Origin of the sequence: Ramlibacter aurantiacus, assembly GCF_016722895.1 — a bacterium.
GTDB classification, from domain to species: domain Bacteria; phylum Pseudomonadota; class Gammaproteobacteria; order Burkholderiales; family Burkholderiaceae_C; genus Ramlibacter; species Ramlibacter aurantiacus.
On sequence record NZ_JAEQNA010000004.1, the window covers coordinates 321441 to 337789 of the forward strand.

The window sequence follows — 16349 nt, forward strand, 5'->3', positions numbered from 1 at the left end:
GTGGTTTTTCTAGTCTTGCTGCTTGGCGAAGACATAGCCCACGCCGCGCACGGTGAGGATGCGGCGCGGGTTCTTGGCGTCGTCCTCGATGGCCGCCCGGATGCGCCCCATGTGCACGTCGATGGACCGGTCGAAGGCCTCCAGCTCACGCCCGCGCACCGCTTCCATGATCTGGTCGCGGGTGAGCACGCGGCCGGCCCGCTCGGCCAGGGCTGCAAGCAGGTCGAACTGGTAGGAGGTGAGCTCGCAGGGCCTGCCGGCGAGGGCGACGGTGCGAGCGTCGCGGTCGATCTCCAGCGAGCCGAAGCGCATCACGCGGTTCGCCGCCGGTGCGCTCTCGCCGCGTCGGCGCAGCACGGCGCGGATGCGGGCCAGCAGCTCGCGCGGCTCGAAGGGCTTGGGCAGGTAATCGTCGGCACCCAGCTCCAGCCCGATCACGCGGTCCAGCGGGTCGCCCTTGGCGGTGAGCATCAGCACGGGAACCCGGCTCGCCTCGTGGGGCAGGGCGCGCAGGCGCCGGCACACTTCCAGGCCGTCCATGTCCGGCAGCATCAGGTCGAGGATCACCAGGTCCGGCAGGCCGGTGGCCGGGGGTGGGTCGAGCAGTGCCAGCCCGGCCCGGCCGTCGGCCGCATGCGTGATGCCGAAGCCCGACTTCTGCAGGTACTCGCCCACCATCTGGGCCAGGCGGGCGTCGTCTTCGATCATCAGCAGGTTCGGCATGTCGGGCATGGTAGCGACGGGTATCGCGCCGATGCTGCGGGCCGGCAGGCACGCGCGCTTGTCGCCACCGTAAAGAAAGGTAAACCCGGCGTGCTGCGCCTCAGGATGGCGCGGCCGGCCGCACCCGCGCCGCCAGCGCCACCAGCACCAGCACCGGCAGCCCGAGGCAGGCGGTGGTGATGAAGAAGCTGCCGTAGCCGAAGTGGTCGACGAACTGGCCCGAGAAGCCGGCCAGCCACTTGGGCAGCAGCAGCATGATCGAGCTGAAAAGCGCGTACTGCGTGGCCGAGTAGCTCACGTTGGTCAGTCCCGAGAGATAGGCGATGAAGGCCGCCGAGGCGATGCCCGAGGCCAGGTTGTCGGCCGAGATCACCAGCACCAGCGCGCGCAGGTCGTGGCCGTGCCCGGCCAGCCAGGCGAACAACAGGTTGCTGCCGGCGCTGAGCACCGCGCCCAGCATCAGCACCCGCATGACCCCCAGGCGCAGCGCCAGCACGCCGCCGACGAAAGCGCCCAGCAGGGTCATGGCCACGCCATAAGCCTTGGACACCGCGGCGACCTCGTCCTTGGAATAGCCCATGTCGACGTAGAACGGGTTGGCCATGATGCCCATCACCACGTCGCTGATGCGGTACACGGCAATCAGCGCCAGGATGAGGGCGGCCTGCCAGCGGTAGCGGCGGATGAAATCGGCGAAGGGCTCGACCACGGCCTCGCGCATCCAGCCGGCCAGGTTGCGCGGCGGCGGCAGCGCGCGGCGCAGCGGCTCGGGCGAGAGCAGCACCGTGAGCAGGCCCACGGCCATGGACGCGGCCATCACCAGGTACGCCAGCTGCCAGGCCGCCTGCTGGTGCCCGGCGGCGCCCACCGCCGCGGCGGGCAGCTCGGCCCTGGCGGCGAGCCACAGCACGCCGGCGCCGGACCAGATCATGGCCAGCCGGTAGCCGGTCTGGTAGGCCGCCGCCAGCGCCGCCTGGCGTTCGGTGTCGGCCGATTCGATGCGGAACGCGTCCAGGGCGATGTCCTGCGTGGCCGAGGCGAAGGCCACCAGCAGCGCGAAGCCCACCACCGCCTGCAGTTGGGTGCGCGGGTCGACCAGCGCCATGCCGACCAGGCCGGCGGCCACCGCCGCCTGCGACAACAGCAGCCAGCTGCGCCGGCGTCCCAGCCAGCGCGTCAGGCCCGGCAGCGGCAGCCGGTCCACCAGCGGCGCCCAGGCCCATTTGAAGCCGTAGGCCAGGCCCACCCACGACAGATACCCGATGGTGGTGCGATCGATGCCCGCCTCGCGCAGGCGGAAGCTGAGCGTGCCCAGCACCAGCAGCAGCGGCAGGCCGGCCGAGAAGCCGAGGAACAGCATGCGCCAGGTGGCCGGTTCCAGGTACACGCGCAGGGCGCTGACCCACTCGTCGAATCGCCCGGTTCGCGCGGGGGCGGTGATGTTGTCTGACAGGGGCTTGGACACGGCTCATTATCATGGGCCGCATGTGCCAGCTCTGCTACGCCAAGGCCAACTCGTCCACTCTCCACGGAGGCGGCGCGTGGCAGCCGCGCCGCGCCTTCCTGTTGATGGCCGGGGCCGCCGTCGCGGCGCCCGCGCTGGGGCAGGTCGACGTCGGCCAGTCGTCGCGGCTGCGCAACCTGGTGCCGGCGGCCGAGCTGGAGCAGGCGGCCGCGCAGGAGTACGCCCAGTTGATCCAGCAGGCCCGTGCCAAGGGCGTGCTGGCGCCCGACGGCGAACCCACGCTGGAGCGGCTGCGCCAGATCACCCGTCGGCTGATTCCGCATGCCGTGAGCTGGAACGAGCGGGCCCGCGGCTGGCGCTGGGAAGCCAACCTGATCCGCAGCGACCAGATCAACGCGTTCGTGATGCCGGGCGGCAAGATGGCCGTCTACACCGGCTTGCCCTGGAAGCTGCAGCTGACCGACGACGAGTTGGCCATGGTGGTGGCGCACGAGATGGCGCACGCGCTGCGCGAGCACGCGCGCGAGCGCATCGCCAAGACCCAGGGCACCGGCATCGGCCTGTCGGTGCTGGCGCAGATCCTGGGGCTCGGGGAACTGGGCAACATGGCCGCCGACGTGGGCACCCAGCTGCTGTCGCTGCGTTTCAGCCGCGAGGACGAGACCGAGGCCGACCTGGTCGGGTTGGAAATCGCTGCCCGCGCGGGCTTCAACCCGGAGGCTGCCCTCAGCCTGTGGGAAAAGATGGGCCGGGCCTCGGGCGGCAGCCAGGGACCGGCGTTCCTGTCCACCCATCCGAGCGGGCCCGAGCGCATGGCGCGGCTGCGGCAGAACATTCCGCGCGTGCGCGGCCTCTACGAGCAGGCCGTGCGCTCGGGGGGGGCCGCGGTGGGCGACGCCGGCCGCCGCCCACCCGCCTCCGCGGGCATCCCCATCATTCGCTGAGGCCGGGGGCCCAGGCTCCTAGGTGCCCCGCACGTAGGGGTTGCTGCGCCGCTCGCGGCCGAAGCTGCTTTCGGGACCATGGCCGGGGATGAACACCGTCTGGTCGCCCAGGGGCCACAAGCGCTGCGTGATGCTGGCGATCAGCGTGTCGTGATCGCCCTGCGGAAAGTCGGTGCGCCCGATGCTGCCGGCAAAGAGCACGTCGCCGACGAAGGCCCGGTCGATCTGGGGTGAGTGGAACACCACGTGCCCCGGCGTGTGCCCCGGACAGTGCCGCACGTTCAGTGAGTGGGCGCCCACGCTCACGGTGTCGCCGTCGTGCAGCCACCGGGTGGGTGCCACCGGCTCGGCCGGCGCGAAGCCGAACATCATGCTTTGCTGTGCCAGCCCGTCGAGCCAGAAGCGGTCGGCCGGATGTGGGCCGATGATGGGCAGCGACAGTCGCCGTGCCAGTTCGCCGGCGCCGCCGGCATGGTCGATGTGGCCGTGGGTCAGCCAGATCTGCTCCAGCGAGAGTCCCAGGCGTTGCACCTCGGCCAGCAGGCGGTCGAGGTCGCCGCCGGGATCGATCACCGCGGCCTGCCGGGAGTCTTCGTCCCAGACCAGGGAGCAGTTCTGGGCAAAGGCGGTCACGGGGATGGTGAGGTATCGCAGCATCGTGGGGAGTCCGTCGGAAGGTCGGGCATGGGCGGGAGATTGTGCGTGGCGGCCCCGGCCGGCAGCAGGCCCTGCCATTCGGGACCGCAAGGCGCCGCGAGGCGCAGCGGCCTCGGACCGTCGGTCCACTCGAGCGCCAGCGCATGCAGCCACAGCCGGGAATGCCCGAGCCAGCGGGCGACCGCGCGGTTGTGGGCGCCCTTGCCGTGCGTGCTGTCGCCCACCAGCGGATGCCCCAGCTGCTTGAAGTGCCGGCGGATCTGGTGCCGTCGGCCAGTCGTCGGCTCGACCTCGACCAATGCATAGCGACTGGACGCATGCCGCGCGTCCACCTGGAAGGGCCACTCGAAGCAGGCGAGCCGGCGCCAGCGGGTGCATGCCGGCAGGTGCGGCTGCCCCGCCGAGGGACGCTCGGGGTCGCGGGCCAGCGGCTGCTGCGTACAGCCGATCTCCGCCGGCCAGCCCCGCACCAGCGCCAGATAGCGCTTGCGCACGCGGCCCGCCTCGAAGGCCCGACCCCAGGTCCGCGCCACCTCGACCGAACGGCCGAACAGCAGCACGCCGCTGGTCGCCTTGTCCAGCCGGTGCAGGGGCCAGACCGGGGCGTCGAGCTGGGCCCGAAGCAGCTGGACGGCCGTGACCTGCTCGTGCGCATCCAGCTGGCTCGGATGCACCAGCAGGCCGGGCGGTTTGTCAATCGCGACCAGCTCGGCGTCGAGGTGGATCAGCGGCAGGTGGAGCGAGCTCATGCGTCGGGAAGGTCGTGCCGGCAAGGTTTGTGGGCGGCAAATTGTGCCCCGGTGGGGTCCCGCAGCGGGGTGGTCGACCGGGGTTTTCCCTTGCTCAGCCATAGGGGTAAGCCCGTCCGATTTGCCTCTGCCGGCAGGTGCTGCCACAGTCCGCCGCTTCGCGAGGAGCGAGAAGGACCCGATGAGTTTGACGACGAGCCGTTCCGGTCGCTGGACCGTGCGGACTTACCTGATCTGGCTGGTGCTGGCCTGCCTGCTGCCTGGCGTGCTGGGCGCGCTGGCGCTGTTCGGGCATCAGTACCGGCAGAGCCGCGCCGAGCTGGACAAGAGCACCATGCTCACGGCCCGCGCCTTGGCGCAGGCGACCGACAACCACCTGCTCAAGGTGCAGGCGGTGGCCCAGTCGCTGGCGACCTCGGCAGCCTTGCCCTCGGGCGACCTGGCGCGCTTCCACCAGCAGGGACGTGAGGTGCTGAGCCAGGTCGGCCTGGGCAGCCATCTCGTGCTGCGCGACGCCCAGGGTCGGCAGTTGCTGAACACCGCCTTGGCGCGGGATGTCGCGCTGCCGGACACGCCCGAACCGGCGCGCGTGGAGGCGGTGCTTGGCACCGGCCAGCCCGCCATCTCCAACCTGCAGCCGGGGTCCGAGCTGCCGCTGAGCGGCATGAGCGTCGACGTGCCCGTGCACGTGGCCGGCGAACTGCGCTACGTGTTGAGCATCAAGGTCCCGGTGCAGCGCTTCCAGCAGATGCTGCAGTCGCAAGGGCTGCCGCCGGACTGGTTCGCCGCGGTGTTCGATGGCCAAGGCACGCTGGTCGCGCGGGCCCAGGCGCCCGACGAGTTCGTCGGCCGCAAGGTCGCCGCCGGCCTGGCGCGGCAGCTGGAGCAGGGGGCCGAGGGCAGCGGCGAGTTCACCACGCTGGATGGCGTGCCGGTCTTCTCGTACTTCAGCCGTTCGCCGCAGACCGGCTGGGGCGTGGCCATCGGCATCCCGCGTGCCGCCCTGATCGATGACATGGCCCGCACTTCGGCGCTGCTGGGCGCCGGCATCGTGGTGCTGTTCGGCGCTGGCCTGATGCTGGCCCGGCTGATCGGGCGCGGCATCAGCCGATCCTTCCAGGCGCTGAGCGATGCCGCCGGTGAGTTGGGTGCCGGCCACGAGATCGACGTGCCCGATATGCACATCCGCGAGGCCGACGCCGTGGCCACGGCCTTGTCTTCGGCCTCGCGTCTGCTGCGTGAGCGCTCGGCCACCCTGCGCGAGAGCGAGATGCGGTTCAAGGCCCTGGCCGACAACATCGCCCAGCTGGCCTGGATGACCGACCGCCACGGCGCCTTCCAGTGGTTCAACCGGCGCTGGTTCGAGTTCACCGGCATGAGTGTCGGGGAAGCCGCAGCCGGCAGCTGGGGCCGCTACCACCATCCGGACCATCGCGACCGGGCGCTGGAGAAGTTCCGGCGCCACGTGGAAAGCGGCAGCCCGTGGGAGGACACCTTCCCGCTGCGGGGGCGCGACGGCAGTTACCGCTGGTTCCTCTCGCGGGCCTTTCCGCTGCGCGATCCCTCCGGCCGCATCGTGAGCTGGTTCGGAACGAACACCGACATCACCGAGCAGCTCGATGCGCAGCAGGCGCTGCACGAGGCCGACCGGCGCAAGGACGAGTTCATCGCGCTGCTGGCGCACGAGCTGCGCAATCCGCTGGCGCCGGTGCGCACCGCCGTGGAGATCCTGCGCCGACTGGGTGGCGACGAGCCCCGCCATGACCGAGCGCGGGCGGTGATCGAGCGGCAGGTGGGCCATATGGCCCGATTGATCGACGACCTGCTCGACGTCTCCCGCATCGCCCGCGGCAAGCTCGCCCTGCAGAAGGAACGTTGCGACCTGGCCGCGGTGGCGCGGCAGACGGCCGACGATTACCGGCCCAGCCTCGAGACCGCCGGCCTGCGCCTGCACGTGCGGACGGCGCCGCAGCCGATCTGGGTCGATGGCGACCCGGTGCGGCTGGCGCAGATGATCGGCAACCTCTTGAACAACGCCGGCCGCTTCACCGAGCGCGGTGGCCAGGTCGAGGTACACGTCGAGGCCGATGCGGGCCGCCGCATGGCGATGGTCCGCGTGGTCGACACCGGAGTCGGCATGGATGCGGAGCTGATGCAGCGCCTGTTCGATCCGTTCAGCCAGGCGCGGCAGGACCTGGCTCGCTCCAAGGGCGGCCTGGGCCTGGGCCTGGCGCTCACCAAGGGCCTGGTCGAGTTGCACGGCGGCGGCGTGGCCGTCGACAGCGACGGGGTCGGGCACGGCTCGACCTTCACGCTGCGCCTGCCGCTGGCCCATTCACAGCAGCTGGACTGCGCACAGGCGGTCGACCGCCTGCTACCCGGGCAGAAGGCCTTGCGGGTGCTGGTGATCGAGGACAACGAGGACGCCGCCCGGTCCCTGGGCGAACTGCTGGAGATGAACGGCCATGAGGTGAAGCTCGCCTTCGACGGTGAATCGGGCGTCGTGGCCGCCCACCAGTTCAGGCCCGACGTCGTCATCTCCGACATCGGGCTGCCGGGCGAGATCGACGGCTACGGGGTGGCGCAGGCGCTTCGCGCATCCGATGCGCTGCGCCACACCTGCCTCATTGCGCTGTCCGGCTACGCCAACGACCAAGCCCGGCGCCGCTCGAGCGCGGCGGGCTTCGACGTCCACCTGGCCAAGCCGGCGGACATCCAGATCCTCGAGCGCACGCTGGCGAGCCTGTAGGCGCTCACTGATGGCTGCTGCTCGGCAGGTACGGGTCCGCCTCGCCCTCCGGAAGGATTCCGCTGCGCACGGCCGGGCGGGTCTCATTGCGCACGTCGCTGCGCTGCAGGGTGCCGCGGGGGCGCTCCAGCGGGAACGGGTAGCGCTCGACGATCAGGTTGCGGTAATCGGCGCCAGCGCCCATGACGTCGGTACGAACCTCGCTGCGGGTGCGGCTGCTTTCCACCGGCGGCTGCACCTTGTCGCCACCGAAGAACATGTCTGCGGAAGCCGCGCCCGGCAGGCTGATGGCGGCGGCGGAGAGGGTGAGGGCTAGTAAGCGGGTCATGGGGTGGCTCCTTCGATCGGTACGACACCGTAGGCGCGCAGGCTTAGGCGACGGTGAGCACCGACTTAGCGAAGAATGAGTGGCGCCGCTCAAAGCGGCTCGACGCGCGCCACCAGCCCCGTGCGGTCGGACCGGTTGCCAAGCACGATGCGCAAGCCGCAGCGCTGCGCGGCGCCGCGCGCGATGGACAGGCCCAGTCCGCTGCCGTGGGCGCCATAGCCCGGCAGTCGCACGAAGCGGTCGAACACCCGCTCCAGCAGGGCCGGCGGAATGCCCGGGCCGGTATCGACCACCTCGAAACCCGCCCGGCCGTCCAGGGTGAACAGCCGCACGTCCACCACGCCGCCCTCCGGCGTGTAGTACAGGGCGTTCTCGATCAGGTTGTCCAGCACGCTGCGCAGGTCGTCGCTGTTGCAGGTGAGGGGCAACGGCAGGGCGCCGGCGGGCGCGACCAGGCCGAGGTCGATGCGGCGCTGGTCAGCCAGGGCGATCAGCGAGCTGATGCTCTCGCTGGCCTGGTCGCGCAGGTCCACCGTCGTCAGCGGCACCGGGTGGTCGGCCTCGCGCCGGGTGAGCTTGAGCAGCTGGTTGACGAGCCGCTGCGCGCGCCGCACGCCGGCTTGCAGGTGGCGCAGGCTTTCGGTACAGGCGCCGGCCGGCATGTCGCCCTGCAGGTTCTCGACCTGCAGGGCGATGGCGGCGATCGGCGTGCGCAACTCGTGGGCCGCATCCTGCACGAAGCGCGGCTGGATCGCGAAGGCGTCCCGCAGGCGGCCCAGCAGCAGGTTGAAGGCGGCCACCAACGGCACGATCTCCCGGGGGACTTGTTCGAGCGGCAGCTCGCCCAGGTGCTCTTCGTCCCGACGCGCCGCCTGCGCCGCCACTTCCTGCACTTGCCGGGTGATGCGGCGCGCCACTCCCCACAGCGCCAGCAGCGCCGCCACCAGCAGCACGAGGACCGGCAGCACCACCTCCCGCGTGTGGCCGGCCGCCAGGGAGTTGCGGAAGGCGCCGCTTTGCAGCACCGAGACCTGCAGCCCGTCGACCTCGCGCGCGGGGGTGACATAGGTGCGCCAGGGCACCCCGCGGTCCTGGAGCGTGTGGAAGCCGGGCTCGCCGGGCAGGGGCGGCAGCGCCGGCGACGCCGGGCGGCCCGGGCCGATGACCACGGCCACGAGGCTGCCGCGTTCGTGCGCGCGCGCCAGTGAAGGCGGCATCGGCGGCGTCGGGTCGGGCTGGCTCGCGATCGAGGTCGCCAGCTGGCGCATCTGCTCGTCCATGTACTCGTGCACCATCCGGCTGCTGCTCGAGTAGGCGATCCACGCGGACGCCGCCCCGACCAGCACGAACAGCGGGACCAGCGATGACAGCAGGATCCAGTGGATGGAGCGGCCGCCGCCTCGCGCCGCGGGCGTCATTCGCGTGCCGGCGGTGCCGTCCCCGGCATCGGGACCCGCCAGCCCAGGCCGCGCACGTTGCGGATGGCCGTGGCGCCCAGCTTGCGCCGCATGCCATGGATCAGGACATCCACGGCGTTGCTGCTCACCTCCTCGCCCCAGCCATAGATGCGGCTTTCCAGCTGCTCGCGCGACAGGATGGCGCCGGGGCGCTCGAGCAGCGCATGCAGCAGGGCGAATTCGCGCGCCGACAACTGCTCGCGCCGGCCCTGCCGCACCACCTCGCGGGTGGTCAGGTCCAGCGCCAGTTCCTCATGCCCGATCAGTGAGTGCGCGCTGCCGTCCCGGCGCCGGATCACCGCCCGCATGCGCGCCAGCAACTCGCCGAAATCGAAGGGCTTGACCAGGTAGTCGTCCGCGCCGCTATCGAGCCCGAGGATGCGGTCGCCCACGCCGTCCCGCGCGGTGAGCACCACCACGGGCGTGGCGTCGCCCTGTCCGCGCATCCGGCGCAGCAGTCCCAGGCCGTCGCCATCGGGCAACCCGAGGTCCAGCAGCACGCAGGCGTAGTCGCCATCGCGCAGCGCACCTTGCGCGAGCTGGCCCTCGCGCAGGGTGTCCACCGAGAAGCCGTGCGCCTCCAGCGCCCGCCACAGGCCGTGGCCGATCATGGGATCGTCTTCGATCAGCAGCACGCGCATGACCGGCTCCGGAGCTGTGTCGCAATGCAGCATGCCCACACCCACCCCCGGCTGCAAGCACAGCCGCCCATGCGAGAAGAAGGTCCGACCCGCGTTCTTACAATGCCCCGCCATGACCTTCATCGAGATGCTGCTGCAGGCCCAGCAGCGCAACGGCTCCATGCTCTGCGTCGGGCTGGACCCTGAACCCGCGCGGTTTCCTGGCGCTCTCCAGGGCGACGCCGGGCGCATCTACGACTTCTGTGCCCGCATCGTCGACGCCACCGCCGACCTGGTGATCGCCTTCAAGCCGCAGATCGCCTATTTCGCGGCCCATCGCGCCGAGGACCAGCTGGAACGGCTGATGGCCCACATGCGCCGGCAGGCGCCGCAGGTGCCGGTGATCCTGGACGCCAAGCGCGGCGACATCGGCTCGACGGCCGAACAGTACGCGCGCGAGGCCTTCGAGCGCTACGGGGCCGATGCGGTGACGCTCTCGCCCTTCATGGGCTTCGATTCGGTGCAGCCCTACCTGCGCTACGAGGGCAAGGGGGCCTTCCTGCTGTGTCGCACGTCCAACCCCGGGGGGGACGACCTGCAGAACCAGCGGCTGGCCAGCGTCGATGGCCAGCCGCTGCTGTACGAGCACATCGCCCGGCTGGCGCAAGGCCCCTGGAACCTCAACGGACAGCTCGGCCTGGTGGTCGGCGCCACCTATCCGGCCGAGATCGAGCGGGTGCGGCAGGTGGCGGCGAAGGTGCCACTGCTGATCCCCGGCGTGGGCGCGCAGGGCGGTGACGCCGCCGCCACCGTCAAGGCCGGCTGGCGCCCCGATGCGCCGATCGTGGTCGCTTCTTCGCGGGCCATCCTCTACGCCTCGGCCGGTGACGACTTCGCCGACGCCGCGCGCAGCGAGGCGCTGCGCACGCGGGAGCTGCTGCAGTCGGCACGCGGCGGCTGAAGCTGCAGGGCTATCTGGCGGCGCGGGTCGTCGGGGCCAGGGCTTTCAGCCTGGCCTGCACCAGCGGCTCGAGCGAGCGCACCTGCACCTGGGCCAGCGATCTTTTCTTGAGGGCTTCCTCGCCAGCCTGGCTCACAGCCTGGACCCCGCATTGCACGGCCCGGTCGAAGTAGGTGATGAGCTGCTCCGGCGGGACCTGGGACCAGAAGGCGTCGAGCTGCAGGCCGCGCATGTCCAGCGCATCGGCCCAGCCGGGTGCCGACGGGGCCGGCAGCGTACGCGCTTCGCACAGCTGCCCCAACAACAACAGGCGGGCCTGCGGGCTCGGGGCTGCAGCTTCCTGCAAGGCCTTGAGCTCGGCCAGGCGCAGTGCCTTGAACTTCACCCAGGCGTCGCCCTCGCGGCACTGCGGCAGGGAGCCGGGATCTTCGGCCCGAAGCGTGGCGGCGGCGAGGTCCGACGGACTGGCCAGGGACATCAGGGCGCCCAACTGCATGCAGCGCATGTCGATGGCGATGCGCCAGCGGGGCGAGCCCGGAGGCGGCAGCGTGTGCGGATCGCGAACCATCTCCAGGGCAGCCAGCCGTTCAGCCCGGGACCGCAGCGCATAGAGGGCCTTCAGGTGGATCCAGTGCATCGCCCGCTGGGCATCCGTGGTGGTGGCGGTGGCCGTGGCCGCGGCCGCGGTCAGGCTGGTGGCAGCTGCCAGGACGGCAGCCCAGACGCCGGGCGGTCGCCCGGCGTAGGCCTCGCGAAGCAGTTCGTAGCGCAGCCACTGACCGTTGGGCGGGGCATCCTGCAGCGTGGCGGGCCGCAGAAGCTTCGCGAGGTCGGCCTGCGCGCCTGGCTCGTCCGGTCGGGACAGCGCCCTGATCGTCAGGCCGCGAAGCTTCTGCACGGTTTCCCAGTGCGCATCGGAAGGCGCGGGCAGGGTGCGCGGCTCGCGGGCTGCCGCCCGGGCGCCTGCCCGTTGATCGTGCCGCAGCAATGGACCGAGTGCGAAGAGGTGGCCCGCACGGTCGAACAGGGCGGTGGCGAGTGCGGCGCGGCCGAAGCCGCGAAGGCTGGCCTCGTCGGTGAGCCTGACCCAGGCGGCCTGGCGGTCTTCAGCGGACAGCTGTCCGTACAGGCTCGCCAGCAGGGGGTCGGTTACGCGCATCACGTTCATTCGGGCGGCCGCACTGGAAACAGGCGTGCGCCGCCAGTTGGACACCGTCACCAGGGCGGCACGAATCTCTGCCGGGGCCATCCAGGCATGCATCGCGCGCAAGCTGTCCACGCGCTCGATCAGGGAGGGGGCCTGCGTGGCGCGATCGAGCAGTTCGCCCGATGCGGCTGGCGGCGCGATCGACGCACATGCCGAGGGCACGCTGGAGCGGGCCCGGCGCTGCGGCTGCGTGACCGGGGAGCCGAGGACCTCGCCGTCCTTGCCGTGTGGGTTCAGGTCGACAAGAGTCCGCTCGGCAGGGCGGTCGGGCCTGCGCGTTTCGGGACTCGCAGGTGCGAAAGAGGATACAGGCGCGAAAGAAGATGCGTATCGGGCGCTCGGACTGATGGGGGGCATGGTCTGCGGTGAAGGTGAGGCAGGTGACGGCTCGGCTGGGCCAGCGTGCGGTCACCCCGTGGCGGTGCCAGTCGCGAAGCCAGGGGATGCGTGGCCTGGCCCCCCGCCTTCGTTCCCCGGACGTGACGCCGCCCGCCCTGTTTCAGGGCGCGGTCGATTCCGCCGGCGTCGGCAGGTCGCGCCCCCACAGCCGCTGCCAGGTCCAGGCCAGCCAGGCCTTGGGATCGGCCCCGCGCGAACCGAGGTTCACCGGCCGCACCTCCTGCCAGCCCGAGCCGCGCTGCGCCACGCGGAAGGAGAAGGTGTAGAACGGCTCCTGCCCCATGCGCAGGTCGCTGAGCACGGCCTGTCCATCGACCTCGCGCAAGCGCCAGAAACCGTGCGTGAACCACGCCATGCGCTGCACCGCCCACAGCCCGCCCAGTTCGCGATCGAGCGCGGGGTCACGCTCGAAGCGGCGCCACCGCATCGAGCGATCGGCATCGAGCAGCGAGTAGAAGCCCTCGCGATACCCGCGGCCGTCCTGGTCCATGGCCACCACGCGCCACAGCACGGTGTTGAAGGGCGTGGGGGTGACCAGCACGCGGGCCGGCGCCGCTGCGCTGGCGGCCAGGCTCTCCTGCGCGACACCCCGCACATGGTCCTGGGCCGCGAAGCTCCAGCCGAGGTAGGCGGTGGACAACGCCAGTCCGGCGATGTTCCAGCGCAGCCCCCGCCCAGACCGGCGCGCCAGTGCCACCCCCAGTCCCACCAGCAGGGGCACCGTGAAGAGCGGATCGATGATGAAGATGCTGCCCAGGCCGAACGGATGCTCGGAGAATGGCTGCAGCAGCTGCGTGCCGTACACCGTGAACCAGTCGAGCAGCGGGTGCGTGAACAGGGCCAGCCACATCGCCAGCCACCAGCGCTTGAACGAGGCCGCATCGGGTGGCAGCCATTTCGCAAGCGCCGCCAGCGCCGGCGCCCCCAGCGTGAGCCAGAACAGCCCATGGCTGTGGCCCCGGTGGAAGGTCATGTTGCGCACCGCGTCGCCGTAGTCGATGAAGCTGTCGAGGTCGGGAATGGTCCCGGCCATCCCGCCCCACAGCGCGGCCTTCCACACGGCCGTGCGGCGGCCCATCACCGCCACGCCGAGCGCGGCACCAAGGGCGAACTGGGAGACGGAATCCATGGGCGGCGACCCTCGAAGAGGTGGTCAGGGCAGCAGGCGCCTGAGGTAGCGCCCGGTGTGGCTGTCGGGATGATCGGCGATCGCTTCAGGCGTGCCCACGGCCACCACCCGGCCCCCGCCCGAGCCGCCTTCGGGGCCCATGTCGATGATCCAGTCGGCGGTCTTGATCACATCGAGGTTGTGCTCGATCACCACGATGGTGTTGCCCGCATCGCGCAGCTGGTGCAGCACCTTGAGCAGCAGGTCGATGTCACCGAAATGCAGCCCGGTGGTGGGCTCGTCCAGGATGTACAGCGTGCGCCCGGTGTCGCGCTTGGACAGCTCCAGCGCCAGCTTCACGCGCTGCGCCTCGCCGCCCGACAGGGTGGTGGCCGCCTGCCCCAGCTTGACGTACGACAGGCCCACGTCCAGCAGCGTCTGCAGCTTGCGCGCGATGGCCGGCACGGGCTTGAGGAAGGCATGGGCGTCTTCCACCGTCATGTCCAGGATCTGGGCGATGTTGCGGCCCTTCCATTGGACCTCCAGCGTCTCGCGGTTGTAGCGCTGGCCGCGGCAGACGTCGCAGGCCACGTACACGTCGGGCAGGAAGTGCATCTCCACCTTGACCACGCCGTCGCCCTCGCAGGCCTCGCAGCGCCCGCCCGGCACGTTGAAGGAGAAGCGACCGGGGCCGTAGCCGCGTTCCTTGGCCAGGTTGGTGTCGGCCATCAGCTCGCGGATCGGCGTGAACACGCCGGTGTAGGTGGCGGGGTTGCTGCGCGGGGTGCGGCCGATGGGCGACTGGTCGACGTTGATCACCTTGTCGAAGTGTTCGATACCCTCGATCTCGTCGTGCGGCGCGGGGTCTTCGTGGGCGCGGTACAGGGTGCGGGCCACGGCCGCATACAGCGTGTCGTTGACCAGCGTGGACTTGCCCGATCCCGAGACGCCGGTGACGCAGGTGAAGAGCCCGACCGGGACGTCGACGTCCACACCTTTGAGGTTGTTGCCGCGGGCCTTGCGGATGGCCAGCGCCTGCACCTGCCCGGGCTTGCCTTCCGGCTGCGGCAGCCAGGCCCTGCGGCGCGCGGGCACCTCGATCTGGAGCACGCCGGCCAAGTAGCGGCCGGTGAGCGAGCGCTCGTCGGCCTGCACCTCGGCCGGCGTGCCCTGGGCCATCACCTGGCCGCCATGCAGGCCGGCGCCGGGCCCCATGTCGATCACCTGGTCGGCCGCGCGGATCATGTCCTCGTCGTGCTCGACCACCAGCACGCTGTTGCCGATGTCGCGCAGGTGCTTGAGCGTGGCGATCAGCCGGTCGTTGTCGCGCTGGTGCAGGCCGATGCTGGGCTCGTCCAGCACGTACATCACGCCGGTGAGCCCCGAGCCGATCTGGCTGGCCAGGCGGATGCGCTGCGCCTCGCCGCCCGAGAGTGTCTCGGCGCTGCGATCCAGGCTGAGGTAGCTCAGGCCCACGTCATTCAGGAACTTCAGACGCGCCGCGATCTCGCGCACCACCTTGTCTGCGATCTCGGCCTTGGCGCCCTGCAGGCGCAGCTGCTCGAAGTAGGCCTGGCTCTCACGGAGCGTGGCGTGGCTGATTTCGTAGATCGCGCGGGCCTGCTCGCCGCTTCCCACGCGCACATGGCGGGCTTCGGTGCGCAGCCGGGTGCCGCGGCATTCGGGACAGGGCTGGGGGCTGCGCATGCGGCCCAGCTCCTCGCGCACCGCCACCGAGTCGGTCTCGCGATAGCGCCGCGCCAGGTTGGGGATCACGCCCTCGAAGGGGTGCTTCTTGCTCACCTTGCGGCCGCCGCTGCTGGTGCCCGACTCCATCAAGTAGCTGAACTTGATGGCCTCCTCGCCCGAGCCTTGCAGGAGGGCCTGCTGCACGGCCGGCGGCAGGCTCTCGAAGGGCGTCTCCACGTCGAAACCGTAGTGCCTGGCCAGGCTCTCGATGAGGCTGAAGTAGTGGGGATTGCGCCGGTCCCAGCCCTTGATGGCGCCCGAGGCCAGCGAAAGGGACGGAAACGCCACCACGCGCTGCGGATCGAAGTGGTCCACCTGTCCCAGGCCGTCGCAGCCCGGGCAGGCACCCACCGGCGAATTGAAGGAGAACAGCCGGGGCTCCAGGTCGGCGATGGCGTAGTGGCAGATCGGGCAGGCGAAACGGGCGTTGAACAGGTGCTCGCGCCCGGTGTCCATCTCCAGCGCCACCGCGCGGCCCTCGGCCAGGCGCATGGCCGCCTCGAAACTCTCGGCCAGCCGCTGCTGCACCTCGGGCCGCACCCGCAGGCGGTCGATCACCACGTCGATGTCGTGCTTCTCGGTCTTCTTCAGGCCGGGCAGCTGCTCGACCTCGACCACCTCGCCGCCGACGCGGAAGCGCACGTAGCCCTGGGCCTGCATCTGCGCGAACAGCTCGCCGAACTCGCCCTTGCGCTCGCGCACCACGGGCGCCAGGATCATCAGCCGGGTGTCGGCCGGCAGGGCCAGCACGGTGTCCACCATCTGCGACACGGTCTGCGAACTCAGCGGGATGTCGTGGGTCGGGCAGTAGGGCGTGCCGGCGCGGGCGAACAGCAGGCGCAGGTAGTCGTGGATCTCGGTCACCGTGCCCACGGTGGAGCGGGGGTTGTGGCTGGTGGCCTTCTGCTCGATGGCGATGGCCGGCGACAGGCCTTCGATCAGGTCGACGTCGGGCTTGTCCATCAGCTGCAGGAACTGCCGGGCGTAGGCCGACAGGCTCTCCACGTAGCGCCGCTGCCCTTCGGCGTAGAGCGTGTCGAACGCCAGCGACGACTTGCCCGAACCCGACAGCCCCGTGATCACCACCAGCTGGTTGCGCGGAATGTCGAGGTCGAGGTTCTTGAGGTTGTGCGTGCGCGCACCGCGGATGGCGATGCGCTGCTGCAAGGCATGGCCCAGGTAGGCGCCGTCGGCGGGGGTGTTCAAGGGCGAAGGCCGGGAAAGAAAAACCAA

Annotated in this window: 13 protein-coding genes; 3 read left to right on the top strand and 10 right to left on the bottom strand. The window is 70.9% G+C overall.

All coding sequences use genetic code 11. The annotated features are described in order from the left end of the window. Positions 1-9: 9 nt before the first annotated feature. Both JI739_RS13440 and JI739_RS13445 read right to left on the bottom strand, forming a co-directional pair. Entirely contained in the window at positions 10-723 is a 714-nt protein-coding gene (locus tag JI739_RS13440; protein ID WP_435531607.1) for a response regulator, read from the bottom strand. 100 nt (positions 724-823) lie between these two features. Continuing rightward, a complete protein-coding gene (locus JI739_RS13445; RefSeq protein ID WP_435531610.1) occupies positions 824-2176 on the bottom strand; it encodes an AmpG family muropeptide MFS transporter in 1353 nt (450 codons plus the stop codon). A 32-nt stretch (positions 2177-2208) separates the two neighbouring features. On the opposite strand from JI739_RS13445, the gene JI739_RS13450 reads away from it, so the two are divergent. Further along, entirely contained in the window at positions 2209-3132 is a 924-nt protein-coding gene (locus tag JI739_RS13450) for a M48 family metallopeptidase (protein ID WP_201684424.1), read from the top strand. A gap of 18 nt (positions 3133-3150) precedes the next feature. Here the strand turns inward: JI739_RS13450 and JI739_RS13455 are convergent, their stop codons facing one another. Together JI739_RS13455 and JI739_RS13460 are read right to left on the bottom strand one after the other, a co-directional pair. After that, the gene (locus JI739_RS13455) at positions 3151-3789 is read right to left on the bottom strand and encodes an MBL fold metallo-hydrolase (protein WP_201684425.1); all 639 of its coding nucleotides are present in this window, start codon (positions 3787-3789) and stop codon (positions 3151-3153) included. Further along, on the bottom strand, positions 3762-4538 hold the full coding sequence (locus JI739_RS13460; RefSeq protein ID WP_201684426.1) for a pseudouridine synthase: 777 nt from the start codon (positions 4536-4538) through the stop codon (positions 3762-3764). The genes JI739_RS13455 and JI739_RS13460 overlap by 28 nt, the downstream gene beginning before the upstream one ends. 181 nt (positions 4539-4719) lie before the next feature. On the opposite strand from JI739_RS13460, the gene JI739_RS13465 reads away from it, so the two are divergent. Then, positions 4720-7287: an ATP-binding protein gene (locus JI739_RS13465; protein ID WP_201684427.1), complete on the top strand. Its 2568-nt coding sequence runs from the start codon at positions 4720-4722 to the stop codon at positions 7285-7287. Between the two features lie 4 nt (positions 7288-7291). Here the strand turns inward: JI739_RS13465 and JI739_RS13470 are convergent, their stop codons facing one another. From JI739_RS13470 to JI739_RS13480, 3 genes are all read right to left on the bottom strand, one after another. Then, a complete protein-coding gene (locus JI739_RS13470) occupies positions 7292-7615 on the bottom strand; it encodes a hypothetical protein (protein WP_201684428.1) in 324 nt (107 codons plus the stop codon). 89 nt (positions 7616-7704) lie between these two features. Then, positions 7705-9033 carry a sensor histidine kinase gene (locus JI739_RS13475; protein ID WP_201684429.1) on the bottom strand — a complete coding sequence of 443 codons (1329 nt, stop codon included), beginning with the start codon at positions 9031-9033 and terminating at the stop codon, positions 7705-7707. After that, on the bottom strand, positions 9030-9713 hold the full coding sequence (locus tag JI739_RS13480) for a response regulator (protein ID WP_201684430.1): 684 nt from the start codon (positions 9711-9713) through the stop codon (positions 9030-9032). Before JI739_RS13480 ends, JI739_RS13475 begins: the two co-directional genes overlap by 4 nt. A gap of 112 nt (positions 9714-9825) precedes the next feature. Here JI739_RS13480 and pyrF point away from each other — a divergent pair, with 112 nt between their 5' ends. Beyond that, positions 9826-10653 (top strand): orotidine-5'-phosphate decarboxylase, encoded by an 828-nt coding sequence (pyrF, locus tag JI739_RS13485; protein ID WP_201684431.1) that lies wholly within the window; start codon positions 9826-9828, stop codon positions 10651-10653. Between the two features lie 10 nt (positions 10654-10663). Here pyrF and JI739_RS13490 read toward each other — a convergent pair whose 3' ends face one another. The 3 genes from JI739_RS13490 to uvrA all read right to left on the bottom strand — a co-directional run bounded on the left by JI739_RS13490 (position 10664) and on the right by uvrA (position 16322). Then, a complete protein-coding gene (locus JI739_RS13490; RefSeq protein WP_201684432.1) occupies positions 10664-12022 on the bottom strand; it encodes a hypothetical protein in 1359 nt (452 codons plus the stop codon). A 337-nt stretch (positions 12023-12359) separates the two neighbouring features. Next, positions 12360-13388 (bottom strand): metal-dependent hydrolase, encoded by a 1029-nt coding sequence (locus JI739_RS13495; RefSeq protein WP_201684433.1) that lies wholly within the window; start codon positions 13386-13388, stop codon positions 12360-12362. A gap of 24 nt (positions 13389-13412) precedes the next feature. Then, positions 13413-16322, bottom strand: a complete 2910-nt coding sequence (gene uvrA, locus JI739_RS13500) for an excinuclease ABC subunit UvrA (protein WP_236589557.1) — start codon at positions 16320-16322, stop codon at positions 13413-13415. Positions 16323-16349: the final 27 nt, after the last annotated feature.

Bases quoted from the DNA above. Each gene is read 5' to 3' on its own strand.
- JI739_RS13440 (WP_435531607.1), bottom strand. From the start codon at position 723: ATGCCGAACCTGCTGATGATCGAAGACGACGCCCGCCTGGCCCAGATG.
- JI739_RS13465 (WP_201684427.1), top strand. From the start codon at position 4,720: ATGAGTTTGACGACGAGCCGTTCCGGTCGCTGGACCGTGCGGACTTAC.
- JI739_RS13480 (WP_201684430.1), bottom strand. From the start codon at position 9,713: ATGCGCGTGCTGCTGATCGAAGACGATCCCATGATCGGCCACGGCCTG.
- pyrF (WP_201684431.1), top strand. From the start codon at position 9,826: ATGACCTTCATCGAGATGCTGCTGCAGGCCCAGCAGCGCAACGGCTCC.
- JI739_RS13495 (WP_201684433.1), bottom strand. From the start codon at position 13,388: ATGGATTCCGTCTCCCAGTTCGCCCTTGGTGCCGCGCTCGGCGTGGCG.
- JI739_RS13450 (WP_201684424.1), top strand. From the start codon at position 2,209: ATGTGCCAGCTCTGCTACGCCAAGGCCAACTCGTCCACTCTCCACGGA.
- JI739_RS13460 (WP_201684426.1), bottom strand. From the start codon at position 4,538: ATGAGCTCGCTCCACCTGCCGCTGATCCACCTCGACGCCGAGCTGGTC.
- JI739_RS13470 (WP_201684428.1), bottom strand. From the start codon at position 7,615: ATGACCCGCTTACTAGCCCTCACCCTCTCCGCCGCCGCCATCAGCCTG.
- JI739_RS13455 (WP_201684425.1), bottom strand. From the start codon at position 3,789: ATGCTGCGATACCTCACCATCCCCGTGACCGCCTTTGCCCAGAACTGC.
- JI739_RS13475 (WP_201684429.1), bottom strand. From the start codon at position 9,033: ATGACGCCCGCGGCGCGAGGCGGCGGCCGCTCCATCCACTGGATCCTG.